At 44.7% G+C, this 26,155-nt stretch carries 27 protein-coding genes; 13 read left to right on the top strand and 14 right to left on the bottom strand.

All coding sequences use genetic code 11. The annotated features are described in order from the left end of the window. Positions 1 to 87: 87 nt before the first annotated feature. From tatB to C1X04_RS16075, 7 genes are all read right to left on the bottom strand, one after another. Positions 88 to 450, bottom strand: a complete 363-nt coding sequence (gene tatB / locus C1X04_RS16105) for a Sec-independent protein translocase protein TatB (RefSeq protein ID WP_254682284.1) — start codon at positions 448 to 450, stop codon at positions 88 to 90. 3 nt (positions 451 to 453) lie between these two features. Next, positions 454 to 666, bottom strand: a complete 213-nt coding sequence (gene tatA, locus C1X04_RS16100) for a Sec-independent protein translocase subunit TatA (RefSeq protein WP_110576682.1) — start codon at positions 664 to 666, stop codon at positions 454 to 456. 16 nt (positions 667 to 682) lie between these two features. After that, positions 683 to 1,015, bottom strand: a complete 333-nt coding sequence (locus C1X04_RS16095; protein WP_110576681.1) for a phosphoribosyl-ATP diphosphatase — start codon at positions 1,013 to 1,015, stop codon at positions 683 to 685. A 16-nt stretch (positions 1,016 to 1,031) separates the two neighbouring features. Continuing rightward, entirely contained in the window at positions 1,032 to 2,675 is a 1,644-nt protein-coding gene (ubiB, locus tag C1X04_RS16090) for a ubiquinone biosynthesis regulatory protein kinase UbiB (protein ID WP_137170492.1), read from the bottom strand. 2 nt (positions 2,676 to 2,677) lie between these two features. Continuing rightward, positions 2,678 to 3,433, bottom strand: coding sequence for a bifunctional demethylmenaquinone methyltransferase/2-methoxy-6-polyprenyl-1,4-benzoquinol methylase UbiE (gene ubiE / locus C1X04_RS16085; protein ID WP_137170491.1), 756 nt, complete (start codon positions 3,431 to 3,433; stop codon positions 2,678 to 2,680). 156 nt (positions 3,434 to 3,589) lie between these two features. Continuing rightward, complete coding sequence (locus C1X04_RS16080) at positions 3,590 to 5,116, bottom strand: GGDEF domain-containing protein (protein WP_137170490.1); 1,527 nt, start codon at positions 5,114 to 5,116, stop codon at positions 3,590 to 3,592. Between the two features lie 13 nt (positions 5,117 to 5,129). Then, complete coding sequence (locus C1X04_RS16075) at positions 5,130 to 5,750, bottom strand: thiol:disulfide interchange protein DsbA/DsbL (RefSeq protein ID WP_110576677.1); 621 nt, start codon at positions 5,748 to 5,750, stop codon at positions 5,130 to 5,132. Between the two features lie 338 nt (positions 5,751 to 6,088). Between C1X04_RS16075 and yihA the strand changes: the two genes are divergently transcribed. Continuing rightward, the gene (yihA, locus tag C1X04_RS16070; protein ID WP_110576676.1) at positions 6,089 to 6,733 is read left to right on the top strand and encodes a ribosome biogenesis GTP-binding protein YihA/YsxC; all 645 of its coding nucleotides are present in this window, start codon (positions 6,089 to 6,091) and stop codon (positions 6,731 to 6,733) included. Positions 6,734 to 6,818: 85 nt separating this feature from the next. On the opposite strand, the gene gshA is transcribed toward yihA, so the two are convergent. The 4 genes from gshA to hisB all read right to left on the bottom strand — a co-directional run bounded on the left by gshA (position 6,819) and on the right by hisB (position 10,741). After that, the gene (gene gshA / locus C1X04_RS16065; protein ID WP_110576675.1) at positions 6,819 to 8,411 is read right to left on the bottom strand and encodes a glutamate--cysteine ligase; all 1,593 of its coding nucleotides are present in this window, start codon (positions 8,409 to 8,411) and stop codon (positions 6,819 to 6,821) included. 215 nt (positions 8,412 to 8,626) lie between these two features. Further along, positions 8,627 to 9,400, bottom strand: a complete 774-nt coding sequence (gene hisF / locus C1X04_RS16060; protein ID WP_110576674.1) for an imidazole glycerol phosphate synthase subunit HisF — start codon at positions 9,398 to 9,400, stop codon at positions 8,627 to 8,629. A 57-nt stretch (positions 9,401 to 9,457) separates the two neighbouring features. After that, the gene (gene hisH / locus C1X04_RS16055; protein ID WP_137170788.1) at positions 9,458 to 10,120 is read right to left on the bottom strand and encodes an imidazole glycerol phosphate synthase subunit HisH; all 663 of its coding nucleotides are present in this window, start codon (positions 10,118 to 10,120) and stop codon (positions 9,458 to 9,460) included. A 27-nt stretch (positions 10,121 to 10,147) separates the two neighbouring features. Next, positions 10,148 to 10,741, bottom strand: coding sequence for an imidazoleglycerol-phosphate dehydratase HisB (gene hisB, locus C1X04_RS16050; protein WP_110576672.1), 594 nt, complete (start codon positions 10,739 to 10,741; stop codon positions 10,148 to 10,150). Positions 10,742 to 11,453: 712 nt separating this feature from the next. Between hisB and C1X04_RS16045 the strand changes: the two genes are divergently transcribed. The 4 genes from C1X04_RS16045 to C1X04_RS16030 all read left to right on the top strand — a co-directional run bounded on the left by C1X04_RS16045 (position 11,454) and on the right by C1X04_RS16030 (position 16,889). Continuing rightward, positions 11,454 to 13,742, top strand: a complete 2,289-nt coding sequence (locus C1X04_RS16045; RefSeq protein ID WP_137170489.1) for an AsmA family protein — start codon at positions 11,454 to 11,456, stop codon at positions 13,740 to 13,742. Positions 13,743 to 14,032: 290 nt separating this feature from the next. Beyond that, positions 14,033 to 15,082, top strand: coding sequence for an A/G-specific adenine glycosylase (gene mutY, locus C1X04_RS16040; RefSeq protein ID WP_137170488.1), 1,050 nt, complete (start codon positions 14,033 to 14,035; stop codon positions 15,080 to 15,082). 17 nt (positions 15,083 to 15,099) lie between these two features. Then, complete coding sequence (gene chrA / locus C1X04_RS16035; protein ID WP_137170487.1) at positions 15,100 to 16,275, top strand: chromate efflux transporter; 1,176 nt, start codon at positions 15,100 to 15,102, stop codon at positions 16,273 to 16,275. 329 nt (positions 16,276 to 16,604) lie between these two features. Beyond that, entirely contained in the window at positions 16,605 to 16,889 is a 285-nt protein-coding gene (locus C1X04_RS16030) for an oxidative damage protection protein (RefSeq protein WP_137170486.1), read from the top strand. Positions 16,890 to 16,994: 105 nt separating this feature from the next. On the opposite strand, the gene C1X04_RS16025 is transcribed toward C1X04_RS16030, so the two are convergent. After that, positions 16,995 to 17,420 carry a flagellar basal body-associated FliL family protein gene (locus C1X04_RS16025; RefSeq protein WP_110576668.1) on the bottom strand — a complete coding sequence of 142 codons (426 nt, stop codon included), beginning with the start codon at positions 17,418 to 17,420 and terminating at the stop codon, positions 16,995 to 16,997. Positions 17,421 to 17,573: 153 nt separating this feature from the next. Here C1X04_RS16025 and C1X04_RS16020 point away from each other — a divergent pair, with 153 nt between their 5' ends. The 5 genes from C1X04_RS16020 to trmB all read left to right on the top strand — a co-directional run bounded on the left by C1X04_RS16020 (position 17,574) and on the right by trmB (position 20,978). Further along, on the top strand, positions 17,574 to 18,077 hold the full coding sequence (locus C1X04_RS16020; RefSeq protein ID WP_110576667.1) for a disulfide bond formation protein B: 504 nt from the start codon (positions 17,574 to 17,576) through the stop codon (positions 18,075 to 18,077). 171 nt (positions 18,078 to 18,248) lie between these two features. Continuing rightward, entirely contained in the window at positions 18,249 to 18,719 is a 471-nt protein-coding gene (rsd, locus tag C1X04_RS16015; RefSeq protein ID WP_110576666.1) for a sigma D regulator, read from the top strand. Next, positions 18,691 to 19,674, top strand: coding sequence for a WD40 repeat domain-containing protein (locus tag C1X04_RS16010; RefSeq protein ID WP_137170485.1), 984 nt, complete (start codon positions 18,691 to 18,693; stop codon positions 19,672 to 19,674). The genes rsd and C1X04_RS16010 overlap by 29 nt, the downstream gene beginning before the upstream one ends. Positions 19,675 to 19,705: 31 nt before the next feature. Further along, entirely contained in the window at positions 19,706 to 20,128 is a 423-nt protein-coding gene (locus C1X04_RS16005; RefSeq protein ID WP_137170484.1) for a DUF423 domain-containing protein, read from the top strand. A 142-nt stretch (positions 20,129 to 20,270) separates the two neighbouring features. Next, positions 20,271 to 20,978 carry a tRNA (guanosine(46)-N7)-methyltransferase TrmB gene (gene trmB / locus C1X04_RS16000; RefSeq protein ID WP_110576663.1) on the top strand — a complete coding sequence of 236 codons (708 nt, stop codon included), beginning with the start codon at positions 20,271 to 20,273 and terminating at the stop codon, positions 20,976 to 20,978. 105 nt (positions 20,979 to 21,083) lie between these two features. On the opposite strand, the gene C1X04_RS15995 is transcribed toward trmB, so the two are convergent. Beyond that, complete coding sequence (locus C1X04_RS15995) at positions 21,084 to 21,482, bottom strand: H-NS family nucleoid-associated regulatory protein (protein WP_110576662.1); 399 nt, start codon at positions 21,480 to 21,482, stop codon at positions 21,084 to 21,086. Positions 21,483 to 21,832: 350 nt separating this feature from the next. On the opposite strand from C1X04_RS15995, the gene C1X04_RS15990 reads away from it, so the two are divergent. Together C1X04_RS15990 and C1X04_RS15985 are read left to right on the top strand one after the other, a co-directional pair. Then, a complete protein-coding gene (locus C1X04_RS15990; protein ID WP_137170483.1) occupies positions 21,833 to 23,995 on the top strand; it encodes a Tex family protein in 2,163 nt (720 codons plus the stop codon). A 99-nt stretch (positions 23,996 to 24,094) separates the two neighbouring features. Next, on the top strand, positions 24,095 to 24,295 hold the full coding sequence (locus C1X04_RS15985; protein ID WP_137170482.1) for a hypothetical protein: 201 nt from the start codon (positions 24,095 to 24,097) through the stop codon (positions 24,293 to 24,295). Between the two features lie 181 nt (positions 24,296 to 24,476). Here the strand turns inward: C1X04_RS15985 and C1X04_RS15980 are convergent, their stop codons facing one another. Beyond that, positions 24,477 to 25,070, bottom strand: a complete 594-nt coding sequence (locus tag C1X04_RS15980) for an FMN-dependent NADH-azoreductase (RefSeq protein ID WP_110576660.1) — start codon at positions 25,068 to 25,070, stop codon at positions 24,477 to 24,479. Between the two features lie 165 nt (positions 25,071 to 25,235). Between C1X04_RS15980 and C1X04_RS15975 the strand changes: the two genes are divergently transcribed. Further along, positions 25,236 to 26,153, top strand: coding sequence for a LysR family transcriptional regulator (locus tag C1X04_RS15975; protein ID WP_110576745.1), 918 nt, complete (start codon positions 25,236 to 25,238; stop codon positions 26,151 to 26,153). The last annotated feature ends 2 nt before the right edge of the window (positions 26,154 to 26,155 follow it).

The following is a 26,155-nucleotide window of genomic DNA, read 5'->3' as shown; positions in this document are numbered from 1 at the left end:
CACCGTGTTGTGAAAAGTATGAAGAAGATACTCGATTTAAAATGATCAAGAAGCCACTAACGTTGATTTGTCGTATCCGCTGTCATGTCAGTTGGATCTGTTTTTTTTGTGTTCTGACGTATCGCTTTGTGCTTCTGCTGTCGCCTCTAGTGGCTGTGTTTCAGAAACGACGCCATCTTTCGCCTTATAGCCTTCTGGATAAGGTGTGATGGTGTTTTGAATGGCTTGGCCTTCTTTTAGCAGGCGTTGATTGGTTTCGTTAATCTTTTGCTGCAGCTCTTCATGGTCCAATTGGGCATTAATTTCTCTTTGCACAGAGCTAATGCTGCGGCGAATTTTACGAACCCAGAGCCCCGCTGTTTTGGCAGCATGGGGCAAACGTTCAGGCCCAAGAATAAGTAGGCCTACAACAAAGACAACAAGAAGTTCTGAAAAACCAATATCGAACACAGTTTAGGCGCTCTTGTCGTCTTTTTTGGTTTCAGCATCGATAACTTTATGCTGTGCGTTTTTTTCTTCGTCATCGTCTTTGTCGACAGCTTCTTTGAAGCCTTTTACTGCACCGCCTAGGTCAGAACCTAGATTTTTCAATTTCTTGGTGCCGAAAATAAGTACCAAAATTGCCAAGACAATAAGTAATTGCCAAATACTAATACCACCGAACATAGATTACTCCTGTTATTTAGTTACTTCTGTTGGCTTTTTCGTCAAGCCCAGACAAGTTAAAACGACGAGCTAACTCATCAAGAATCGCATCTGGGCCAATGTCTAGGTGAGATAACATAACAAGCGTATGGAACCAAAGGTCTGCGGTTTCATAAATCAGATCCGATTTATCACCCGAGATAGCAGCGTCTTTTGCTGCAATAATGGTTTCAATGCTTTCTTCGCCGACTTTTTCTAGGATCTTATTTAATCCTTTTGCGTGTAGGCTGGCAACATAAGATGAGTCAGCTGCTGCGGTTTTACGTTCTTCTAGAGTGGCTGCTAATTCAGCCAATACATCAGATTTCATTATAGTCTCTCGAATGTTACGGTTTTAAGACAAGTAAGTACAGGCCGACTAGAAACAGCCCAAGGCTAGTAAAGTCGGCAATCTCTAAATGCTTTAAAGATACAGGATCGGTAATGAACCAAGCCGCCCCGATGCTTAATGCACCAAGTAACCGGAAAGGTAAACTTTGTCTGCTGCTTTTCAGTTCTTTACCGAGTTGTGCGATGGCATCGGTTTGCGCTTGCATACGCTCTTCTTGATGGGACATTTGCGACAATGCGGTAAATACTAAGTTTGGAATCTGTGGCAGCTGACCTGCCCATTGAGGAGCTTGCTTGCGAAGCTCTTCCATTACGCGCTTTGGCCCTATCTGCTCGCGCATCCAGCGCTCTAAGAAAGGTTTAGCGGTGACCCAAAGGTCTAAATCAGGATAAAGCTGACGGCCTAAGCCTTCGATATTTAGCAATGTTTTTTCTAGCAAAACCAACTGTGGCTGCACTTCCATATTAAAGCGTCGTGCGGTTTGGAATAAACCAATAAGGACCTGACCAAAAGAGATGTCCTTAAGGGGTTTGGCAAACATGGGTTCGCAAACACTACGAATAGCCGATTCAAACGCATGCACTGGCGTGCCTTTCGGAACCCAGCCACTTTCTACGTGCAGTTCCGCCACCATGCGATAGTCGCGCTGGAAAAAAGCCAATAAATTGCGTGCTAAGTAATTTTTATCCGCATCATCTAGGCTACCCATAATCGCACAGTCGATGGCAATGTATTTAGGCTTTTGCGGGTTACTCACATCCACGAATATATTGCCTGGATGCATATCCGCATGGAAAAAACTATGGGAGAAAACTTGTGTGAAGAATATTTCAACGCCACGTTCAGCTAAGCATTTCATATCGACATTGGCTTTGTTCAAAGCAGCAATGTCTGCCACAGGAATGCCAGATATGCGTTCCACCACCATCACATTGCGGTGGCAGTAATCCCAATAAACCTGAGGGACATACAGCAGTTCAGAATTGGTGAAGTTGCGCTGCAATAACCCGGTATTGGCGGCTTCTTTTGCTAAATCAAGTTCGTCTAGAATGGTGTATTCATAATCGGTCACCACTTCAACGGGTCTTAAGCGTTTACCGTCGTCACTCATATTAGCGACAAGGTGGGCTAGGGTATAAAGCAGGCCAATGTCTTTACTAATGGTTTTTTCGATTTTTGGGCGAATAACCTTTACCACAACCTCTTCACCGCTGTGTAGCTTCGCTGTGTGTACTTGTGCAATAGAAGCCGACGCCAGTGGTGTTACATCGAATTCAGCGAATAGTTGATCGACAGGAGCCTTAAGGTCTCTTTCAATAATGGCTTGAGCGATGTGCCCTGGAAACGCTGGGACTTTATCTTGAAGCTTGGCAAGTTCATCGGCGATTTCGTCATCAAGCAGATCACGTCTTGTTGAAAGGATTTGCCCGAATTTAACAAATATTGGACCAAGCGACTCTAGCGCAAGGCGCAGTCGTTCACCTCTGTTTTTTCTGGCGCGTTTACGTCCGATTGAGCACACCGCCCCCAATGTATAGCGTATATACCAAGGCAAAAGAGCAAAGGGAATAAACACATCAAGGCGAAAGCGCACAACCGTCAATAGTATGCGAAGTAAGCGAAAAGCACTGGTTAACATGGTTAGAATTTAAATCCTTTATGGAGCGCAACAATACCGCCAGTTAAATTTTGGTAGCTCGCTCGTTCAAAACCAACCTCTTCCATCATGCCTTTCAGTGTTTCTTGGTCAGGATGCATACGAATAGACTCCGCAAGGTAGCGGTAACTATCGGCATCGTTGGCAATCAGTTTTCCCATTGCAGGTAATAGGCGGAAAGAATATTGATCGTAAACTTGTGAAAGAAGCTCTGATTCAGGTTTCGAAAACTCTAATACCAATAAACGACCACCTGGTTTTAATACGCGATACATAGACGCCAGTGCTTTTGATTTGTCAGTGACGTTGCGCAAGCCAAACGCAATGGTGATGCAGTCGAATGTATCATCAGGGAAGGGAAGTGCTTCGGCATTCGCCTGAACGAATTTTACATTGCCAACGATGCCTTGGTTTGCCAGTTTGTCTCGGCCTACTTTTAGCATTGAGTCATTGATGTCCGCTAGGATAACTTGTCCTTGGCTACCAACTAGACGTGAAAATTTAAGGGTCAAATCCCCTGTGCCGCCAGCGATATCTAGCACACAGTTTCCTGCGCGAACACCAGATTGGCTAATAGTATGGCGCTTCCATAGACGATGAATGCCGCCAGACATTAGGTCGTTCATAATGTCGTATTTTGCAGCTACGGAATGGAAAACTTGCGCGACGGCTTGTACTTTTTCATCGGTGGGGATTTCTTTAAAACCAAAGTCGGTGGTTTTTTTCTGATCGTCTTGCATAAACTACTTCATCCTAATGGCGGCGTCGCACGCCTATATCTAGTTTCTGCCCTATTTACGTTTCTATAGGGTGTAAATAGTCACTTGGTGACAGTGCTGTTGTGTATTTGGTTATTGTAACCTTGACGGCAAGGCTCTGGTACTGCTTTGTCCTTTCTATTTGTTTGCCATGACGCGATTTCGGCCGGATTCTTTGGCTAAATAAAGCTGCTTATCGGCACGGGCAAATAAAGATTCTGGATCTTCTTGTGGTTTAAGTTCTGCTACACCAATTGATACCGAAATTGAGACAGGCTCACCTTGCATGTTAAAAGGGGCTTTTTCAACAGCAAGACGTATGGCTTCAGCGCGTTGGATAGCTTGTTCCATGTTTGTTTCGGGAAAAATGATAACGAACTCTTCACCGCCATAACGAAATATGTGATCTTGCTTTAATAAGCTGCTGCGTATTTGCTTGGGCACAAGGCGCAGTACTTTGTCGCCAGCAAGGTGTCCCCAAGTGTCATTGACCTTTTTAAAATGATCGATATCGCAAACCGCTAAACAAAGTGGCTTTTGTGTTTTTTGCATGATTTTGCAAAGAGGCAAAATGGCATCTTGATACGCGGTGCGATTGGGTAAGTCTGTTAATGAATCTGTCATCGCCTGAGCCAGCTTTTCTTGTAACAAAGAGCGCAATGAGGCCGTGTCTTTTTCCATTCTTGTGACTTTGTTTTTAAGCTGGGTAATAGACTGATTGGCGTGCTTCTCTTGTTCCAGCATTTGAGTACGGTATTCTGTCATGGTACTTGAAATGGTCGCCATCTTATCGTTGATAAGCGCTTTCAGGCTGTCTAAATCGCTGGCATTTTGTACTGCTTGGGAGGTGTCTGTGACTTGTGTTTGTAGTTTTGAGTTAAAGCCTTCACGGCTTTCCGATAAGTTCTTTTGGGAGTGATAACTGATGCTTATCGAGTCATTGATACTGGCAAGTTGTTTATTTAGCTGATTTAGATAATTGGTTAAATTCTCTTGGGTTTTTCCTATGGCGACCATGATTAAGTTGATGATTTCATCAAGCAGCGCCGGTAGTTGCTGTAGGTTCTTGTTGCCTAGTAGTGCTTTTTTGAGGTCAGCAATATCATCATCGTAATGGCTTGGAAGCATTAAGTTGTTTATTAAGCCTGCAAGAGTATGGCTTATTTGCCCCATGACTTCGTGGTCGTTTTTTGAGGTGGCGGCATTTTTCTTAGCGTTAAAAAGCGTCTTTAAGAATGAGCTTTTCGGCTGATTGGAATCTTTTTGTGATAAGGTTTTTTCGGCTAAAGACAAATAGCTTTTTAATAGCCCAGGCCATTGTGACGAGGCTTGCCAATGCATGCGTATTTGGGCTTCTAGCTGCTTTTTTTCATTTTGCGGAACGCTTTTTTGTTCTTGTTGCTCAAGAAGATCGATCAGCTCTTGTAAGCAACTTCGAACTTGTTTTGCTCTCGTTAACTGAGCCTCGTCACTCTGAATGAGTAGAGGCTCGGCATCACTTAGGACGGTTTGTATTTCGTCGGCATTGGCACCCTTGGTGATTGCCAAACGAATTTGGCGTACAACGGAATCCAGTTTTGGGTCGTTTCCTTCTGCCAGCATGCTGGTTCTGGAAACAGCTTTGCGTAAAACTTCTATCAGTTTTTCACTTGATGATTCCGTCATATCGCCTCATATATTATTTTTGACGTTCTTTCTCGATAAGAAAATCAACGACTTTGAAAATATTTTCGTTACCGTTTGCTGTTTGGGCACTAACCAAATATTTACCGTTTACAATGATTCCAGGAACACCGCGGGCTCCATAAGCGCGAATTTTCGCATCCGCTTGTTTCAGGCGACTATTAACCGCAAAAGAATCGTACTGTTTGCGAAATTCATCTTCACTCACACCATAGTTAGCGAAAAAGCTAGCCAATGCATCTTCAGAGTTTAGATTACGACGTTCCACATGGATAGTATTAAAAATATCGGCACGAACTTTATCTTCCATGCCTAATAGATCAGCTACGTAGAAGGCTTTGGCGTGTGCTAACCAGCCACGACCAAAAACAGCAGGTAGGAACTTAAAGTCGACATCGCTAGGAAGATCTTTTTTCCAAGCCTGAACAAGCGGTTCTAGTTGGTAGCAATGTGGGCAGCCGTACCAAAATATTTCGGTTACCTCTATTTTGCTAGGGTCACTAGTTCGAACGGGAGTTTTAATTGTGGTGTAGCCATTGCCATCACTGTAGTCAGCCGCATTTGCACTGAGTGAGACAAATAAGGAAAGTATTAGCGCTGAAAACAGCTTTATCATGAGTTGCTCCTGATTGTATTCAATCGTTTTATTAATATCTTATTAGGGTATGCGTATATCATGCATAGAATTACATAGAATACGATTATTTCAACCAAGGAAGGTTCTGCTTTTCCAGTAAGTTTACATAAAGCTTACAAAATTAAAGCGGATTGATCGATAGTTTTCCTGTGTTTATAGCGAAATCTTGTGTTTCATCAATGTTGCTCCCTTAGATTCTCTTTGTTTACCCTTGCTGGCAGAGTTTAACATGGCATCTTCTACTGATTGCTGGCATTATATACAGCAATTGAAACAACGCTGAATGCAAATCCGAATCTACTGACGAATATCAACTTATGACCCCTTTTGACTCCACTTTCCAATCCGCGCATTTTATTAAAAGTGCAGAGAAGCTTTCCCAATGTCCTTTAGACCAAGGTGTCGAAGTCGCATTTGCAGGTCGCTCTAATGCTGGTAAATCCACTGCGTTAAATACCCTTACGAATCAGAAAAAATTAGCGCGCACATCTAAAACACCAGGTCGAACTCAGTTGATTAACTGCTTTGGCCTAAATGTGGATGATCGCCGCCTGATTGACCTTCCAGGTTATGGCTTTGCAAAAGTGCCGATTGCCATGAAAAAAGTCTGGCAAGCACACATGCAAGATTATTTGATGAACCGTCGCTCTTTGGCGGGGGTTGTATTGGTGATGGATATCCGTCATCCATTAAAAGAGTTTGATGAAATGATGCTGGATTGGGCAAAATCCAATCGCATGAAAGTTCATGTTTTGCTAACTAAGTCTGACAAGCTAAAGCGTGGCCCTGCTAAATCGACCATGTTGGCAGTGAAGAAGGTACTAAAAACACTCGGTGTGGATGGTTCCGTACAGACTTTCTCATCGTTAAGTGGTGATGGTGTGGATGATCTACGCACCAAGTTGGCCGAGTGGCTTGTGTTAGATAATTTGGAAGAGATTCCAGTGTCGCCAAACGCATAATCAAAAGCCTTTGTGTGACGGATCTTAATAGACGAAAAAAGCCTCGAAAGAGGCTTTTTTTATGGTTACGGGTTATCTCAGTGTTTTATTGCGGGGTTAAGTAATCCACCAAGAAAGTATCGAAGTCAACTTCGTCTGCCGCTTCAATCGCAGCTTGATCCTGTAAGGAACGCTCTGCTTTCAAAGCAAATTCATTCGTCAGTTCCGCAGATAAAGGGCGGGACATCCATTCTGCTTGTTGCTTTTTCGACAGCGCCAACATGGCGTTCTGATAACCTTGGTGTGCTTTACTTAGCTCCAATAGCTGAGCTGAAGGCAGTTTAGATTCATCGCTTAACTTTTCGCGTTGCAGCTCAACAGCGTCTGTGTAAGCTGGGTTGCCAGTTTTATTAGATAAAAACGCCGCAACTTCTGCGAGAGAATTCAGCATATCTTCTGCCTTGGTACGTAGCTTCGTTGGGCCTTGGCCAAAATCGAAGTCCATATCCAAATCGCGGCCATGAGAGGCAATTTCTTGCTGCATAACGCGAAGCTGGCTGCATTCAGCGCTGCCTAAATGTTCATCACCACGTAACATGCAGTAGAGCAAGAACACATCAATGAAATACAGGGTTGAAGACTGCATGCCAATGGGTGAGCTTGGGTCCAAGTCCATGATGCGAACTTCAATGTATTCGACGCCTCTGGCGTGCAAGGCTGCACTTGGATGCTCACCAGGTTGAGTAACACGTTTTGGACGAATGTCGCTGTAATACTCGTTTTCAATCTGCAGCAAGTTGCTGTTCAACTGTCGGTATTGGCCATCCACTTTTACACCAATATCTTGGTAACGCTGATAGGGCGTACGTAGTGCTTTTTTGATCGTGCTGATGTAGGTGTCTACTTCGTTGTAGCACACGTATAAATCTGCTTGGGCTTTATTCTGATAACCAAGGTCGCTCATACGAAGTGATGTGGCTTTAGGGCCGAACCAAGTATTTTCTTTAAGCTCTTCAAGGCTTTCAGGCTTTTTAGGTAAAAAGCTTTCATCGATCGCAGGGGAAGCGCCAAACAGCAAAGACAACATCCAAGAGCTACGGCGGAAGTTACGGATCAATGCAAAATAGCTGTCCGATTGAAAGGCTTGTTTCTCCAAACCGGATAAATTCGATTTGCCTTTATAGTTTTCTAAGAAAGACCAGAAGTCTTTATCAAAGGAGAAGTTGTAGTGCATACCAGCAATACATTGCATGATACGGCCATAGCGATTTGACAATCCTTCACGGTAGGCGCGTTTTAGTTTGCCAGTATTGGACTCACCATAATAGGCAATAGGTACATCGTCATTGCCGTTTAAATAACATGGCATGCTGGCAGGCCACAAACATTCATCTTGCTTGAATAGCTCATGGTTTACTAAGTTATGAATGTCTTCTAGCTCTTGAATGACACCTTCAACGCTTGGGTGAACGTCAGTAATAAACTCCATCAAGGATTCGGAATAATCTGTCGTAATCGAGCTGTGCGTCAAAGCGGAGCCTAGACTTTTAGGATGAGGCTTGTGTGATATACGGCCTTTAGAGTGTTCAACTCGTAGTGCTTCGCGCTCCACACCACGATGAAACGTTAATGCAGAAGTCGTGGCAGCTTGTTGGCAATATGCAGCCAGCGCTTGCAAGGCATCGGTTAAGGTGGTCAAGAAGTCTTCCTTGTATTAAATAAGGCAAAATTAAATTGTAAGAATTGTACTCGGCAGTGCTTATTCACAGCAAGCAGCAGTTGCCTCGTGCACAAAAAATGCTGACTTTCCGAATATAATAGATAAAAGGAACGTGTCGTGCCAAAGAACGACCTACATTTAGCTTATTTATCTGTAGCGCGATCTTTAGGCCGACAATGTTCACTAATAATGGATTACAGGCGCATTTCGATGCCGGCATCGGTCATACGTTGTTTAGCTTCTTGAATGCTATATTCACCAAAATGGAAAATGCTGGCCGCCAAAACCGCATCGGCTTTGCCTTCAATGACGCCGTCGACCAGATGGTCCAAATTACCCACACCGCCAGAGGCGATAACGGGCACATGAACCGCTTCACTGATGGCTCGCGTCACACCTAGGTCGAAACCATTTTTGGTACCGTCACGATCCATACTGGTTAGCAATATTTCTCCCGCACCGTACTCAACCATTTTTTTCGCCCACTCAACCGCATCTAAGCCAGTTGGTTTGCGTCCGCCATGGGTGAATATTTCCCATTTATCGGTTTCGCCTTCAGCACTGACTTTTTTCGCATCAATAGCCACAACAATACATTGCGAGCCAAAGCGCTGAGCCGCTTCACGAACAAATTCAGGGTTAAATACCGCCGCGGTATTGATGCCCACTTTGTCTGCACCAGCATTTAGCATGCGACGAATATCTTCGCAGGTACGAATGCCGCCACCCACAGTGAGAGGAATAAACACTTGGCTGGCAATGGCTTCGACCATATGCACGGTGGTTTCACGATCGTCTGAACTGGCGGTGATGTCTAAAAAAGTAATCTCATCCGCACCTTGCTCATTGTAACGCTTGGCGACTTCTACAGGGTCGCCAGCGTCACGAATATCAACAAACTGAACGCCTTTAACCACGCGGCCATTGTCCACATCAAGGCAAGGAATAATACGTTTTGCTAAGCCCATATAATGGCGCTCCTAGAGTCTAATGTACTTCTGTCTAAACAAACTCAGGGTTTGTTGTTATGGCTTGCCATCCCAGTGAAGGAAGTTTTTGTATAACTGAAGACCATCTTTATGGCTTTTTTCTGGGTGAAATTGCACGGCGAATACATTGTCGCGGGCGATCGCTACACAGAACTCTAAACCATAGTCACAGGTGCCAGCCACTTCGCTTTTGTTCTCAGGCACAACATAAAAACTGTGCACAAAGTAAAAACGAGCGTTATCAGGAATATCTTTCCACAGTGGATGAGCCATGGTTTGTTTGACCTGATTCCAGCCCATGTGTGGCACTTTAAGTTTGCTGCCGTCATGGTCTGTGTGTTTTTCACCAAAGAAGAGGGCATTACCTTGGAAATGATTCAAGCAATCAACGCCGCCATTTTCTTCACTGTGTGACATCAAAGACTGAATGCCAACACAGATAGCCAAGAACGGCTTTTCTGCCATGGCTTTTTTAATGCTAGGCACAAGCCCAGCATTGTGCATTTCACCAATACAATCACGAATAGCGCCAACCCCAGGCAGTAAAACTCTATCTGCGGCATCAATGACCTTAGGGTCACTAGTGACAATAACCGAGGTATTTTCATCTGCCGCGTGTTCTAGGGCTTTGGCAACCGAGTGCAGGTTGCCCATGCCGTAATCAATAACCGCGACAGTGGATTTTTTCATCTCACTCATATTCTTACTACTCATTCCAAGAGAATCTTACAAAGAACCTTTAGTGGAAGGCATTTGCCCAGCCATACGTTCATCAGCTTCTAGTGCCATACGCAATGCGCGGCCAAATGCTTTAAAGATGGTTTCCGCTTGGTGGTGAGTGTTTTTACCGCGAAGATTGTCCAAATGCAGCGTGACTTTGGCGTGGTTAATAAAGCCGTGGAAGAATTCAGAGAATAAATCGACGTCAAAACCACCAACAGAAGCACGGCTGAACGGTACGTGCATTTCTAGGCCTGGACGACCAGAAAAGTCGATAACAACACGAGACAAGGCTTCATCTAGAGGGACATAGGCGTGGCCGTAGCGCTTGATGCCTTTTTTGTCACCTACCGCAATGTCAAACGCTTGCCCTAAGGTGATTCCCAAATCTTCGACTGTGTGGTGAGCGTCAATGTGAAGGTCGCCAACTGCATGGATGTCTAAGTCAATCAGGCCATGACGTGCAACTTGTTCAAGCATATGATCAAGGAAAGGGACGCCTGTGACGCAGTTGAATTTACCGGTACCGTCTAAGTTAATCGACACCTTGATCTGAGTTTCAAGCGTATTACGCTCGACACTGGCAATGCGATCTGACATTAATTGGTTTCTCCACAGTGATGGTGACGAACAGTCGTCACGTTTTTATATAATATGAGCATGACATAATTTCCCCATTATAGAACGTGGGCTCTTTGGCTTCTATGCCTTGTCTAGGTGTTTTTTAATGAGTTGTCGCTATTGCATCGATAAACACTAAGTTCGAGTGCTATGATAGGTCGATATTTTGTTCCTTCCCCTTGAAGATAAGGGGAAGGAACAAAAAACGAACTTAACTCCTCCCCCTGTTAAGGGGGAGGCTGGGAGGGGGTTAATAAAGTTAACAACCCCATCCTAACCTTCCCCTTGAAGATAAGGGGAAGGAACAAAAACGAACTTAGCTCCTCCCCCTGTTAAGGGGGAGGCTGGGAGGGAGTAATAAAGTTAACAACCCCATCCTAACCTTCCTCTTGAAGATAAGGGGAAGGAACAAAAAACGAACTTAGCTCCTCCCCCTGTTAAGGGGGAGGCTGGGAGGGGGTAAATAAAGTTAACAACCCCATCCTAACCTTCCCCTTGAAGATAAGGGGAAGGAATAAAAAACGAACTTAGCTCCTCCCCCTGTTAAGGGGGAGGCTGGGAGGGGGTAATAAAGTTAACAACCCCATCCTAACCTTCCCCTTGAAGATAAGGGGAAGGAACAAAAACGAACTTAACTCCTCTCCCTGTTAAGGGGGAGGTTTGGAAGGGGCAATTTATTGAGGAGTTTGCCATGGTTTGGATAAAGCGACTTTCACTTTTAGTGGCAGCGGTCTTTGCCATTATTGCTATTTTGTTGGCGTACGTAATGTTGTTCGTCAATCCAAACGACTTTAAAGACGAACTCAAAAGCGTCGCGCAGGAAAAAGCCAATGTTACTTTGCGTTTAGACGGTGATATTAGCTGGTCGTTTTTTCCTTGGTTAGGTTTAAGCTTAGAAGACATTGGCGTGGCGCTCGGCACGGATGCAGAAATAGTGCAATTCGACCGTGCTGAATTTGGCTTGGCCATATTGCCGCTATTGGAGCAAAAAATTCAGGTCAACAAGGTCAGCCTTGTGAATGTAAAAGCACGCTTAAACAAAGACGCCCAAGGCCAAGGTAATTGGCAGTTAGAAACGGCTGACGGTTTGAATGCTTCAGGCTCCACAGCTTCTGCGTCATCTGATACAACAATACCTGCAAGCTCTGCGCAGACTAACGATCAAAATGATGCCATCAATAAAAAGCTACCAGACATTCAGCTTGATGAACTACGAATCGAGAACGCCCAAGTTGAATACCGTGACGAACAAGCCAATCAGCTTATTAATGCCACGTTAAACGTGCAACTTAACGACGTTCAGTGGGATAAAGCATGGCCAATGGTGATGGATATCGCGGTCACACAAAGTGACTTGCAAGGACAGTCTCCCATTAAGGCCAAAGCCAGCCTTAATGCCAATCTAGCGGTTTTCCCAGAAAGAGAGTTTCTATCATTGGATTCTTTGGTTCTGTCCGCTGACGTAGAAAGTGCCGCGTTACCAACCAGTCCAATGAATGCCAAACTGAGCGCTGTAAAAGTGGATGTTGATTTGCCGCAAGAAAACGTCCTGATCGATGGCTTGAATTTGAGTTCTTTTGGCGTCAATTTGGACGCTAAAATACAAGCTTATCAAGTCCTCAGTGAGCCGCAATTCTCTGCCGTATTGTCAGTAGGAGAGTTTAATCCTCGTTATCTACTGACACGTTTAAAACTTCCTCTGCCAGAGATGTCAGACGAAACGGCAATGACCAAAGCAAGGGCAAATATCACCGTAGAAGGGGATATGAACTCGATTACCGCACAGCCTATTTCCATCGTGTTGGATGACACCAGTATTGAAGCAAACGCCGTGGTAGATTTGTCACCGTTGCGCTGGGATGTAAAGGTGGCGGGTAAAAATATGAATCTTGACCGTTATTTACCTACGCCTATAGAAGCTAATGAAAATGGTTCAAAAGAAGCCATAACGGACGCGCAAATTGAAGAGCAAGTCGAAACTGACGCGAGTGATTTGATTCCAGTTGAACTGATTCGTGGTTTAAATGGTCATGTCGGTATGACATTTGAAGGATTGACCGTTAAAAAATTAAAGATTGATAAAATCAGTTTGGACTCCACTCAGCAAAATGGCTTGGTGACGGTGTCTCTTTTGAATGTAGCTTTGTATAAGGGAACGGTATCGTCAAAAGCCAGTCTAGATGTTCGTGGAAAAACACCCATATTAGATGTGTCGCCAGCAATTGATGGTGTACAGATTCAGCCACTGTTAGTGGACTTTATGGAAATGGATAAAATTGCTGGGGCAACTTACCTAGATGGCGACCTTAGAGCCAAAGGGAATCGCATTGATGACTTGATGTCGTCTTTACAAGGGGATCTTCTGGTAGAGATTAAACAAGGGGCTTTGGTTGGAACGAATCTAACAAAGACAGTGTGTGAAGGCATTGCTGCGGTCAATAAGGACCAGCTCAACGCTGAGCAATTCGGCCCAGATACACCGTTTGAAACCATGCGTTTTCCTGCCCATATCGTGAATGGTCGGGTCTCCACACCAGGTTTGAAAATTAGCTCAGCTGGTATTCAAGTCACAGGTGATGGTGTGGTGTCATTACCAGATTCGTCACTGAATTATCAGGCTAATGTGAGCGTCGCGGGCAGTGCATTAGACAAAGCATGTCGGGTGAATGAAAAATTGACTCGGTTAGCTTTCCCCATTGTTTGTAAGGGGCAATTTAGTGATGACCCAGCGGGACTCTGTCGCCCGGATCTAAAAGGCTTTGCTTCCCTCTTCGCCAATATCGCGAAAGAAGAGCTAACGCTCAAATTAGATAAAGAAAAAGCTGAGTTAAAAGCAAAAGCCGAGGCGGAAAAAGCGCGTCTACAAGAGAAAGCAGACGCTGAAAAAGCCCGTTTGAAAGCCGAGCTGGAAGAAAAGCGTAAGGCGGAAGAAGAAAGAGCAAAAGAAAAGCTAAAAGAAAAACTAAAGAGTTTGTTTTAATCTCTTTGGGTGTAATTCTTCGCCGCTCGCGGCGCTAATAATTATAACCAATTGTCATTCCCGCGAAGGCGGGAAACCAGGGGGGGTTGTCTAAATAGGGTTATTTTTGATGACGATAAGTGATTGATTCCCACCTTCGCGGGAATGACGGAGAGTTCGGAAATGACCTATGAACAAAGTTTAGCATTGTTCGAATGATATACTGATACCTTGCCTCCTGGGGCGGGGTGGTTCATTCATTGCCTAATTGAAAAGTAGATAGATTAAAACGCCGTAAACGTGAGAAATAAATGCAACCAGTTGAAAACTTTGCGCCCCGTGTTCTAGCGTGGTTTGATGAACACGGGCGTAAAAACTTGCCCTGGCAAGAGAGTAAAACACCTTATCGTGTATGGATTTCAGAAATCATGTTGCAGCAAACGCAAGTGACGACAGTGATTCCTTATTACCAAAAATTCATGACATCTTTTCCAACAGTAGAAGCCTTAGCGGACGCCGAACAGGACGAAGTGCTCGCCCACTGGAGTGGGTTGGGTTATTACGCCCGCGCTCGTAATATGCATAAGGCTGCAAAAATGCTGGTGGACGAATTCGACAGTGAATTTCCTCAGACAGTTGAAGGTGTGTGTGAATTGCCTGGCATTGGCCGTTCTACAGCGGCGGCGATTTTATCTATTTCCCGTGGCGTTCAAGCGGCGATTTTAGATGGTAACGTAAAACGAGTGTTGGCACGTTTTCATGCGGTACCCACTTGGCCTGGTGAAAAGAAAACAGAGAATGCCATGTGGGAACTGGCTGAGTATTATATGCCCAGCGAACGTTGTGGTGATTACACGCAAGCTATGATGGATTTGGGGGCGACGCTTTGTACGCGCTCTAAACCGCAATGTTTGCTTTGCCCACTACAAAGTGACTGCCAAGCGCGCCTTAGCCAAGACCCTACGCAATTTCCTATTCGTAAACCGAAAAAAGCAGCTAAGCCAGAGAAGAGTATTCAGCTTTTGGTGTTGGTGAATCAGCAAGGCCAATGCTTGCTAGAAAAACGTCCTTCCACAGGAATTTGGGGTGGTCTTTGGAGCCTGCCAGAGTTAGCTTCTGACGAATCTGTGGTGCTGCATATTGAGCAACGATTTGCGACGCAAGTTTCTGCTGTAACACCCTTGTCACCTTTTAGACATACGTTTAGTCATTATCACTTGGATATTTCGCCCAGTAAAATTGAGATTGCCGATACAAAACAGGTAATGGAAGGTGAAAAATATCAGTGGTTCAATCAACAAGATGCCATGGCTCAGGGCTTACCCGCGCCTGTTAGAAGTATTTTGGAACAACTAAACTAACTAGGAAAAGAACCACAATGACAGACAAAAACCTCTCTTATTTAAAGCGTATATCAGAGGTATTTTTCTCTTTCTTATTGCTAGGCTTCACCAGCTTTGGTGGGCCTGCTGCCCATCTTGGTTATTTCAATCAAACCTTCATAAAACGTAAGCAATGGGCCAGTGAAGCTCAATATGCTCAATGGATCGCCTTGAGTCAGATTATCCCAGGGCCCGGATCGAGTCAGGTAGGGTTTGCGTTAGGTTATCATCGCGCAGGGTTGCTGGGAGCAATCGCGGCTTTTGTCGCGTTTACTTTACCGTCTTTTATCGTCATGGTGTTGTTGGCGCAATTTGATCACCATTGGCAAGGTAATATTTGGTTTGATGCGGTGGTTCATGCTTTGAAGCTATTGGCGGTGGTCGTCGTGGCTGATGCTTGCGTGAGTATGTGGCGGTCATTTTGTCAGAGTAAAACCATGGCGGGCGTCGCGGTTTTTAGTGCTGCATTTGTTATCTGGTCGCCATTCGGTTTTGCTAGCTTAGCGGTTTTGCTTATTGCTCTGTGTTTTGGTGTGATAACGCGACATTCCGCTGGTACCACAGTCACGGAGTCTTTACCTAAAGTGCGTTGTGCGTGGGCCTTCTTTGGGATCGCCATGGTCGTATTTTTGCTGAGTTTTTTACTCGCTGGAGGCATGGCGGGTTTGTTCGCAGACTTTTACCGAGCTGGGGCTTTGGTGTTCGGGGGCGGGCATGTCGTTTTGCCTATGTTAGCGACGTTTGTGCCTGCGTCGGAATCGGACTTGTTGTTAGGCTATGCCGCGGCTCAAGCCGTTCCAGGGCCTATGTTTACCATGGCGAGTTTTCTGGGGGCATCTGCGACGCCAGCGGGTGCTAATGTTTGGTTATGGGCTGGCATGGCAACCTTGGCGGTCTTTTTGTCTGGTTTGTTATTAATGTTGAGTGCTCAAGGAGCATGGCAAGGCTTATCTCGTCATGTTCAGTTTCGCTCCGCGGTGGCCAGCTTAAATGCCGCTGTGGTGGGGATTCTATTAGCAGCGTTATATCATCCTATTGGTACATCAAGCTTGCTAAGTGTTTGGGATATCGCCATTGTTGGCTTAGGGTTTATTTGGCTAATATCTAAGCGCCCGTCGATTTTTGTGTTGATTCTGATGTTTGTACTGGTTGGCTTGGCGAGAAGCCTTTAAGGATCACCCCCTCCCAGCTTTCCTCTAAGCAGGGGGAGGAGCTAATAGGCTTTTTGTTCCCTCCCCTTATCTTCAAGGGGAGGGTTAGGGTGGGGTTGTTAATTGAGGCAGCTGTATCACCCCTCCCAGCTTTCCTCTAAGCAGGGGGAGGAGCTAATAGGTTTTTTTGTTCCCTCCCCTTATCTTCAAGGGGAGGGTTAGGGTGGGGTAGTAGGGGAAGGAGCGAATAGTTTTTATCTCGTTTTATGACTTATTTCTATCATGCCTTGAATTCTGTACGCTTAACGCCATTATTCAACTTATACATTTTTATTAGACGGGTAGCTTCTATGGCGAACACAGTTTTTTGTAAAAAATTTCAAAAAGAAATGGAGGCGTTAGATCGAGCGCCGTTACCAGGAGCCAAAGGCCAAGAAATTCTGCAAAACGTGTCTAAACAGGCTTGGCAAGAATGGCAGTTGCTGCAAACCATGATGATCAATGAGAAGCAGTTGAATTTAATGCAGCCAGAGTCACGTAAATATGTGATGGAGCAGATGGACAAGTTTTTTAATAACGAAGCGACGGACAAATTGTCAGGTTATGTTGATCCAGATGAGATTAAAGAGCTTTAACCAATCCTGAATACGTTAAGTTACTGTAAAAAATGCCGCTGGTTTATGTCGTAAACAAGCGGCATTTTTTTGAATTCAATCATAGCGTCGAATCAGTGACAAAGCTTATTGAGTAACAAAGCTAGCAAATAAAATGTCTTTAACCGGCTCGAGTCCGGTTTCTTCTTTTAGAGCGGTGTTTACTGCCAAAGCCGCTTCTGCACGAGTTTCCTCGCGTGCGATAGCGCCAGTAACTTGCTCTGTCGTACGAGAGCTTAGAAACATCACTAAGGCATCCCTGATCAATGGCATATTGGCTTCAATAAGCTCTGTGTGGGATGCGTCGGTACGAATACTGATGCTGGTTTTGATGTATTTCAGACGATCTTCGTTGCCAACATGATTAACAACAAAGTTTGGTTTCAATTCAACATAAGCTGGCTGCGACGTCGTTTCATCTTCTTCAGCATAAGCTGTCAGGCTAGTCGTGCATAAAAGCAGCAATAATCCAAAGATTCGTGATTTACTGTTTAGGGACATCATCAATGACATTTGGTACTCTCGTATTCATTCCAATAGACAGTATACTAACTGCCATTAATGTTTTCTGCAGTAGGAATTTCGCACTTTTGGATTTCCTAACTGTCATAACGTTTATATTTGCTTTGAATTACTCTTAATTAGTCAGTTTAGGAACCCTTGTATATGTTTGCGTTTTTATCCGCTCGTCGTTTTCATGGTTTGGTTGCGTTTGCCGCGTTTGCGCTTTTAGCGGTGGCATTCTACATGGAATATCAAATGGGTTTAGAGCCTTGTCCTTTATGTATGTTGCAACGCATCGTTTTTTTCTGTGTTGGTATTGTGTCATTGGGCTCGGCTTTGTCTGCAAAGGTTTGTGTTCGAAAAGGCTGCGCTTGGCTGGTTGTTGTGTTATCTGTCATGGGCGCAGCACTGGCTATTCGCCATTTATACCTGCAAAGCTTGCCTATGGATGAGTTACCAGCATGTTTGCCTGGGTTGAGTTACATGTTTGAAGTGTTTCCATGGCAGGAAATTATGCAAGCTATGATTATGGGCACTGGCGAATGTGGTGACGTGGTTTGGACTTTTCTTGGTTTGAGTATCCCAGGTTGGACCTTAGTCGCATTTACAGGCATGGCCGTGATTAATATTGTTATTGCATTAAGAGTTAACAAAAAAATACGTTAATAAACGAGTATTTTGGCGCTGATTTTAGCAAAGTGATGGTGAGGACAGTCATGCTATTCCCACCTTTAAAAGGTTACAAATCCTTCTGACTATCTTATTGCAGGGGGTTGTGTATCGGAATATGCTTGAGAAAAGATAGTAATAATAATTAACGCCTAATGGAGTCTGCATATGTTAGAAGGTTGTAAAACAGCCCAAGAGCGATGGGGCGGAGTTCATGTCATTATTGATCGCTGGTTAGCTCAGCGTCGACAGCTGCTGGAGATGGGAGTGTATTTGCGAGAGCGTGGAGATTTAACGCCAACCGATACGCCAAAGATCCAATCCTTTTGTGAGTTGCTGGTGGATTATGTTTCCGCGGGTCACTTTACCGTCTATGAACAACTGGCTATAGAAGCGAAAGAGTTTCACGATGATAGCGCTGTAGTATTGTTGCGTGAATTACTGCCTAAGATCGACAGTACGACTGAGATCGCCATTGAATTTAACGACAAATACGACACCAAAGAGCATTGTAACGAGCAGCTGGAAGCCTTGCCTTTTTCACTGCAGGCGTTGGCTTTGGTTATGGCTGAACGATTCGAATACGAAGATCAGTTGATCAAGGAATTGCATGAAGCGCACAGTGAAAAAAACGCTTGAGCTTGGTGTCATCGCATTCTGCTCAATAGCACTTTTATCCTGCTCGGCAGAAGCACCCACTCGAACGGCAAAATACGCTGTGCAAGGATTGCATGCCGCGGTCTTGAGCGATGATGGCTCGGCCGCTTTAATTGGTTCCATTCAGCATGGGGGCAGTTATTGGGTAAACGCAATTAACGAGCGTCGCTTTAACTGGAACCATGCGCCAAACGAATATACGACCCTGTTGGGAGTCGACATTGATCCTAGCGGGCAATTTGCCGCAACGGGTGGTGGTCGTTCCTTGGTGTTGTGGAGTACAACAACGGGTAAGTCTGATGGCTTTTGGACGACACCTGGCGACATTCAATCATTAAAACTGACCCAAAACGGTAACTATGCGCTGGTTGGCTTAAATGACCAAACGGCGCGTTTTTTTGATATCAAACAAGGTGGTATCCGACAAACATTGCGGACGGGAGCAACCGTTCGTGCTGTTGATGTCACATCAGATGGCTTGTTAGGCATCACCGGCGATGACTTTTCAAAAGTAATCCTATGGGATATGCAAACCGGCGAGAAAAAATTCGAGTGGCCTTTAGATAATGCGATTGCTAGCGTGGCGTTATCGGCAGACGGTAAGTATGCCTTTGGTGCTGCTCAACTTGGTAGTGCTAAAATTTGGTCGACAAGAACAGGGCAAGAGTTGACGAAAATAGACACTGGGGCGTTAAAGTATCGTAATGTTACGATCAGTCAGGCCGCTTTTTCTCCAGACGACCGATCTATTCTTCTGGGGGAAGTAACAGGGCGCGTGTCTTTGGTTCAGGTCAGTACGGGTGAGGTACAAAAAGAATGGGACGTTATTCAAGAAAACGCCCGACTCACCGGTTCTAGTGTCCTAGCGCTGGCGCATGGTTCGGGTAATCGCTACTACGCAATTGGCAGCAATGGTTACTTGAACGTATTAGAATAATCCCTTCATTTAAACGATAAGTACGCGAGTCATGACGGATAAAAACAGACCTGCAGTTTCCTCTATTACTCAAAAAACCTTGTCCAAGTGGGCGGCTTTGTTTGCTATTCAGGCGGCTCTTTCTGTTGCTGCTGGTGCGTTTGGTGCGCATGCCTTAACGGCGATACTAGATGCCAAAGCCCTTGGCTGGTGGCACACAGCGAGTCAATATTTAATGTATCACGCCTTGGCTGGCTTGTTGGTAGTTGCCCTGTCTTCCCTAGTATCATCTTGTAAGCGCATACTGATATTACTTTCTTTAGGAAATCTGTTTTTTGCTGGAAGCTTATATATTATGGCATTAACAGGTTACACCTACCTAGGAGCCATAACGCCGATAGGTGGCTTTTGCTATTTGTTAGCTTGGTGTTATTTGGCTTTATGTTTATGGCGGTCTACGCGGCATCAAGGCTAATTTTTGATCTGACAAAGCAGGACAGGTTTAGGGTTTTCGGGTAGTATTGCGTCCAAAATTTACAGTGGGTGTTTTGTATTATCAAATATTGATCAATACGCTCATTCAAATCGAACATATTTAAGCTAAGCGATACGAAATCATGCAAGAGCAAGATACAGAAATACAAGAGCCGAGTCATAAACGTACCATCAGAAGCTTTGTAGTACGTGGTGGTCGTATGACAGAAGGCCAACAAAAGAACTATGACGCAAACTGGGCGGTATACGGTTTAAATCTCCCTGATGGTCGCATTGACTACAAAACCGTATTTGGTCGTGAAGCTGATGTGGTGATCGAAGTGGGTTTTGGCATGGGAGCATCCCTTGTTGAAATGGCAAAGAATGCACCAGAGAAAGACTTTATCGGTATTGAAGTACACCCGCCAGGCGTTGCTAAGCTGATGATGCTAGCAAAAGAAGAGGGTGTAACGAATTTGCGTGTGTATTGTGATGACGCCATTGAAGTAATGGCAAATTGCTTACCACAGCACAAGGCGAGTGGCTTTCAGCTATTTTTCCCAGACCCTTGGCACAAAAAGAAACACAACAAGCGTCGTATCGTACAGCCATTGTTTGCTCAGCAAGTGGCAAATGTCCTAAAAGAGGGTGGCCTTTTCCATATGGCGACCGACTGGGAACCTTATGCCGAACATATGATGGAAGTGATGGAAGCACAAGAAGGCTACCAAAATGCAGCTGGCAAAGGGCAGTATCATCCTCGTCCTGAATGGCGACCTTTGACGAAGTTTGAACAACGCGGCGAGCGTTTGGGGCATGGCGTTTGGGATTTGATTTATTCTAAAGTCTAAATCAAATCATGAGAACGCTAAATTAGCATTCCATGTCTAATATCGAGTTAATAAAAAAGCGACCTTGGGTCGCTTTTTTATTATTCGAAAGATGAGCATCAAATATTATTTGATTTCTACGCTTTCACGGCTGTTGCCAGCGTCAAAGTATTCTTGGAATACTTTTGGTGTGCGGCCACGGCCAGTCCATTCGTGTGTTTGACCATCAACAACTAGACGGTATTTAGGCTCTACTGTTTTGCCTTTTGTTGCGCCAGCTTTTGGCGTGGTCAACAGGGCAACTTCTTCCATTGTTAAGCCGCTTTTCGCGATAAGATTAGCAATTTCTTCTGCGCGAGCAGATTTTAATGCTTGCTCTGCTTCACGTGCTGCTTCTTCTTCTTTCGCTTTCTCAAGCGCATTAGTGAAGCCTGCGATTAGGTTTTCAAGCTGTGCAACGCTTAATTCTTTACCAGCAGCGCGAGCTTTCGCTTTATTGCCTGCTAATTCAACTAATAAACTCATTGGTGTCCCCTATCTATCTGTTAAGAACGAATTGTGTGGTCCTGCATTAAAAAAGAGATCCATCTATTACACACAGTGGTGTGGTAAAATCGTTAGTCAAAGCATGTTACTTTTTAATAATCAGCTTCGTTTACTCTTGTTCATGAATTGAAATTCAGATAAGAGATGACTTTCAATCTTCTAATGATGCTAATTCAATATTTAAGAAGATGTTGAATTACTGTCATTATATTTTGGTGTGATTCTATACTATTTCAAGTTTGTGTGTGGATTTTAATAAAAAATAACCTAACATGCTAATAAAATAATGTTCGTAGACTGTTATAAAAGTGTAAATAATAGGGTAATAAATGAATTCTATACCAGATAACTTAAGCGCAGAATTTTCTATATTAAAAAAGTACAGCAATAACATCATTAAGTTATTTGAAGAAGGAGCCACGGTACCTTTCATTGCTCGCTATAGAAAAGAAAGCACGGGTGGTATGAGTGATATGGATTTGCGTGCCTTTTTTGATAGATGGCAATATTTAGTCGAATTAAACAAACGCAAAGAAAGCATACTGTCTTTATTAGCTAATGATACAAATGTCACCGATACCGTTAGACAGAAAATACAAAGTGCGACGTCTAAAAACGAATTAGAAGATCTATATGCCCCCTTCAAAAAAGCGCGCAAAACAAAAGCGGATGAAGCAAGAGAGCAAGGCTTGCTGCCTTTGGCGTGTTTGATATGGTCAGGTGAAAGGTCAGACAGTGTATCCGCAATCGAGGCCTGGGTAAGACAAAACAATATTGCAATATCGGCTGAATCGGCACTGGATGGTGTCATTGAGATATTGAGTGACGCTATTTCAAATGATAGTGAGGTTCTAAAAAAAGGGCGTACAGAGTTACTTAAGAACGGTCGATTAGTCAGCCGAGTATTGCGAGGAAAAAAAGAAATCGGCGAAAAATTCCGAGACTATTTTGATTACCAAGAAGACATAAATAAAGTGCCCGCCCACAGACTATTGGCCCTATTTCGAGGAAAAAAAGAGGCTATATTAAAGTTAAGCATGGCTTTAAAGAGCGGAGATTCTTATCCAGAGAACTTAATGTTTCCTCATTTAAACCAATTGCTTGATGATCAACAAACAGAAACTCATCGACTAACTTCTGTACAGCGGCGTTATTTAAACATCGCCTGGGAGAAGAAACTGCTTACTAAGCTAGAAAGCGATGTATTAACACAACTCAAAGAGCGAGCAGAAGAAGGAGCGATTCAGGTATTTGCTGATAACCTGCAAGACTTACTTATGGCCGCGCCAGCGGGGGCACATAGAGTGTTGGGTGTTGACCCTGGTTTCCGTAACGGCGTCAAGCTGGCGGTAATCGATGAGCAAGGAAATGTACTGGATCACGGTGTGATTTATCCCCACGGCCCGCAAAATAAGACACAAGAGGCCAACGCTCGACTCTTGGCACTAATCAGTAAATACCGCATTACTTGGGTAGCGATTGGTAATGGAACCGCCTCACGTGAGACTGAGTCTTTATTAAAGGCTTTGATAGCGGAGCAGGGCTTAGACTGCCGTGCCGTTGTTGTCAGTGAAGCGGGAGCTTCTGTGTATTCCGCATCGCCCATTGCGATTCAAGAATTCCCTGATTTAGACGTCACCATTCGTGGTGCGGTGTCGATTGCGCGACGTTTTCAGGATCCCTTAGCCGAGCTAGTCAAAATTGATCCTCAAGCCATAGGCGTTGGGCAATATCAGCACGACGTTAAAGCCTCTCTGCTCTCAAAGTCCCTCGCTAATGTCGTGGAGGATTGTGTGAACCGCGTTGGGGTGGATATCAATCTAGCATCGGTGTCTTTGCTGTCTTATGTTTCGGGTCTAACCAATCGACTAGCGCAAAACATCGTTGAGTATCGACAGAAAAAAGGTCGTATCGAGTCCCGAGCCGAATTGTTGAAAATAAAAGGGGTAGGCGATAAGTGTTTTGAGCAATGTGCCGGATTTTTAAGGATCTTGAACGGCAAAGAGCCGCTGGATCAGTCCGGTGTTCACCCGGAATCTTATCCTTTGGTGAAGAAAATGGCTCAGCAAGTTTCTCTCAAAGCGAATGACCTTTTAAACAACGTCCAAGCTTTACAGCAATTAAAACAGCTGGCACCCAGTTTTGCACAAGCGGGTGATTTTACCTATTCCGACATTTTGGCTGAGCTTGCCAAGCCTGGTCGAGATCCACGTCCAGAATTTCGTTACGCGTCTTTTGATCACAGTATTCAGAAGCTTGAAGATGTACAGGAAGGTATGACCTTAGAAGGCGTTGTGACCAATGTGGCGGCGTTTGGTGCCTTTGTCGACCTTGGGGTGCATCAAGACGGTCTGATTCACATTTCGCAGCTTGCTAACCGATTTGTGAAAGACCCAAGAGAGTTGGTGCGCGTGGGACAAGTCGTCAATGTTACTGTGATAGAAGTGGATATACAGCGTAAGCGAATCGCGCTGAAAGCCAATGGGCTTTAAGAGAGAGGCTTATGGACGTCAGATCACGCCTCGTCTCATCAGACCTACGGAGCGTCTCATTTATGATGTTATTGTAGGTTGGATGAGGGAGGCACGACCGTGATCCAACACTGTCAGATCACGTCTCATCCGACCTACGGTTTTGTGGGTGCGATGTCTTTGTTGGAATGTCGGATCACGCCTCGTACCTCGTCTCATCCGACCTACGGTTTTGTGGGTGCGATGTCTTTGCCGGAATGTCGGATCACGCCTCGTGCCTTGTCTCATCCGACCTACGTTTTTGTGGGCGCGATGTCTTAGCTGGAATGTCGGATCACGCCTCGTGCCTTGTCTCATCCGACCTACGGTCTTGTGGGCGCGATGTCTTTGCTGGAATGTCGGATCACGCCTCGTTTATGGGTGGTGATTTGAATCTAAGCAAAAAAAACCGATTAGAAAATTCTAATCGGTTTTTTTAAAGGGAAAACGCGAGGCTAATAAATTAAGCCGCAGAAGCGATTTTTGCTTTTGCTTGGTTGAAAGATTCTTCGCCAGGCTCGCCAAGTGCTTGACCACCAGCAATGAAAGTTTCTTTTACAGTGATACCAACAAAACCTAAGAAAGTGTTTAGGTAAGGTACTTGGTGGTCCATTGGTGTTTCTGCCAAGAAGCTACCGCTTGCAACGAAAACGTAAGCGTCTTTGTTAAGCATACCAACAGGGCCAGTTTCCGTGTATTGGAAAGTACGACCAGCGCGAGCAATGTAATCAAAGTAAGACTTCAAAGTAGAAGGGATACCAAAGTTATACATAGGTGCAGAAACAGTGACAACGTCAGCCGCTTCGATTTCGCTAATCAGTTCATCACCAATCGCAACAATTGCTTTTTGCTCAGCAGTGCGGTCTTCTTCTGGTGTGAATAGTGCGCCCAAAGTTTCACTTGTAAAGTGTGGTAGTGGGTTCGCATCAACATCACGAACAACCACTTTGCCATCTGGGTTTTTTGCTAACCAGTTTTGAACAAATTCATTTGCTAGTTGACGTGATTTTGAATTTTCGCCAGAAGCACTAGAGTCGATACGTAATAATGTAGCCATGTTTGATTCTCCGTAATAAAGGGGTTAGAGCCTTTAAGGCGCTATGTATTGATTAATGTCCATCATAATATAACCAACATATTCGATAAAAAAGTGACATTTTTTGGGGATATTGATCGAAAAATACGATACATTGTTTCTTCTTATTTTATAGCGAGAATGATCTTGAAAGCTCCGAGAGTAACCCTAGAACAATGGCGAGTCTTGCAATCAGTGGTTGATAAAGGCGGCTTTGCCCAAGCAGCGGAAGCCCTACACAAAAGCCAGTCGTCGGTGAGTTACACGGTTGCTAAGCTGCAAGAACAGCTTGGATATCCGCTATTGATCATTGAAGGTCGAAAAGCCAAATTAACGGAACGGGGCGAAGTGCTATTACGCCGGTCTCGGCATTTAATAAAAGAAGCGGTAGACCTAGAAGAACTGGCTCATACGTTGGGGCAAGGCTGGGAGCCAGAACTTGAATTAGTAGTGGATCAAGCGTTTCCCACACCCGCTCTATTGAGGGCGCTGCAAGCATTCGAACCGCAAAGCCAAGGCACGCAAGTTCAGCTAAAAGAAGCGGTATTGAGCGGAGGCGAAGAAGCCCTGCGAAAAGGTAGCCCAGATTTAGTGCTCAGTAGCATTGTCCCGAAAGGCTATCTGGCGGATCCCATTGTGGAAGTAGAAATGATCGCCGTCGCAGCGAGCAGCCATCCATTGCTACAAGAAGCCGAGCCCATTAATAATGAGCGACTGAGCCGAGAGTTACAAATCGTCATTAGAGACTCTGCCTCTGAAACGTCTGTTGATGCGGGTTGGTTAGGCACGGATCGTCGTTGGACGGTATCGAGCGTGCAATCCGCACTTGAAATAGTGACCAGCGGTATTGGTTTTGCTTGGTTGCCTAAGGCCGACCTAGATTATGCCCTGCAAAGTGGAAAATTGAAAAAGCTAAAATTGATCTCTGGCAGTGAACGAAATTTCCATATGTATGCCATCTTCGGCAAAGGCGAACGAACAGGGCCGGCAACTAGGCTACTGGTTGAGCTGCTTCAGGCGGAATGCAATGCCTGCCCAAGTCGTAAAACCTCAACATTATCGTGAGA

It is taken from the genome of Marinomonas sp. FW-1 (assembly GCF_005222245.1).
GTDB classification, from domain to species: domain Bacteria; phylum Pseudomonadota; class Gammaproteobacteria; order Pseudomonadales; family Marinomonadaceae; genus Marinomonas; species Marinomonas alcarazii.
This window is presented reverse-complemented; position numbering and strand designations above follow the sequence as displayed.

What these genes read in the sequence shown, in the direction of transcription:
- C1X04_RS15995 (WP_110576662.1), bottom strand. Translation starts at nt 21,482, where the DNA reads ATGAGTTTATTAGTTGAATTAGCAGGCAATAAAGCGAAAGCTCGCGCT.
- yihA (WP_110576676.1), top strand. Translation starts at nt 6,089, where the DNA reads ATGACCCCTTTTGACTCCACTTTCCAATCCGCGCATTTTATTAAAAGT.
- C1X04_RS16005 (WP_137170484.1), top strand. Translation starts at nt 19,706, where the DNA reads ATGACGGATAAAAACAGACCTGCAGTTTCCTCTATTACTCAAAAAACC.
- C1X04_RS16025 (WP_110576668.1), bottom strand. Translation starts at nt 17,420, where the DNA reads ATGTCATTGATGATGTCCCTAAACAGTAAATCACGAATCTTTGGATTA.
- hisB (WP_110576672.1), bottom strand. Translation starts at nt 10,741, where the DNA reads ATGTCAGATCGCATTGCCAGTGTCGAGCGTAATACGCTTGAAACTCAG.
- C1X04_RS16075 (WP_110576677.1), bottom strand. Translation starts at nt 5,750, where the DNA reads ATGATAAAGCTGTTTTCAGCGCTAATACTTTCCTTATTTGTCTCACTC.
- C1X04_RS15990 (WP_137170483.1), top strand. Translation starts at nt 21,833, where the DNA reads ATGAATTCTATACCAGATAACTTAAGCGCAGAATTTTCTATATTAAAA.
- C1X04_RS16020 (WP_110576667.1), top strand. Translation starts at nt 17,574, where the DNA reads ATGTTTGCGTTTTTATCCGCTCGTCGTTTTCATGGTTTGGTTGCGTTT.
- C1X04_RS16080 (WP_137170490.1), bottom strand. Translation starts at nt 5,116, where the DNA reads ATGACGGAATCATCAAGTGAAAAACTGATAGAAGTTTTACGCAAAGCT.
- mutY (WP_137170488.1), top strand. Translation starts at nt 14,033, where the DNA reads ATGCAACCAGTTGAAAACTTTGCGCCCCGTGTTCTAGCGTGGTTTGAT.
- C1X04_RS16045 (WP_137170489.1), top strand. Translation starts at nt 11,454, where the DNA reads ATGGTTTGGATAAAGCGACTTTCACTTTTAGTGGCAGCGGTCTTTGCC.
- C1X04_RS16095 (WP_110576681.1), bottom strand. Translation starts at nt 1,015, where the DNA reads ATGAAATCTGATGTATTGGCTGAATTAGCAGCCACTCTAGAAGAACGT.
- C1X04_RS15980 (WP_110576660.1), bottom strand. Translation starts at nt 25,070, where the DNA reads ATGGCTACATTATTACGTATCGACTCTAGTGCTTCTGGCGAAAATTCA.
- C1X04_RS16030 (WP_137170486.1), top strand. Translation starts at nt 16,605, where the DNA reads ATGGCGAACACAGTTTTTTGTAAAAAATTTCAAAAAGAAATGGAGGCG.
- tatA (WP_110576682.1), bottom strand. Translation starts at nt 666, where the DNA reads ATGTTCGGTGGTATTAGTATTTGGCAATTACTTATTGTCTTGGCAATT.
- trmB (WP_110576663.1), top strand. Translation starts at nt 20,271, where the DNA reads ATGCAAGAGCAAGATACAGAAATACAAGAGCCGAGTCATAAACGTACC.
- ubiE (WP_137170491.1), bottom strand. Translation starts at nt 3,433, where the DNA reads ATGCAAGACGATCAGAAAAAAACCACCGACTTTGGTTTTAAAGAAATC.
- chrA (WP_137170487.1), top strand. Translation starts at nt 15,100, where the DNA reads ATGACAGACAAAAACCTCTCTTATTTAAAGCGTATATCAGAGGTATTT.
- hisF (WP_110576674.1), bottom strand. Translation starts at nt 9,400, where the DNA reads ATGGGCTTAGCAAAACGTATTATTCCTTGCCTTGATGTGGACAATGGC.
- rsd (WP_110576666.1), top strand. Translation starts at nt 18,249, where the DNA reads ATGTTAGAAGGTTGTAAAACAGCCCAAGAGCGATGGGGCGGAGTTCAT.
- ubiB (WP_137170492.1), bottom strand. Translation starts at nt 2,675, where the DNA reads ATGTTAACCAGTGCTTTTCGCTTACTTCGCATACTATTGACGGTTGTG.
- C1X04_RS16010 (WP_137170485.1), top strand. Translation starts at nt 18,691, where the DNA reads ATGAAGCGCACAGTGAAAAAAACGCTTGAGCTTGGTGTCATCGCATTC.
- hisH (WP_137170788.1), bottom strand. Translation starts at nt 10,120, where the DNA reads ATGAGTGAGATGAAAAAATCCACTGTCGCGGTTATTGATTACGGCATG.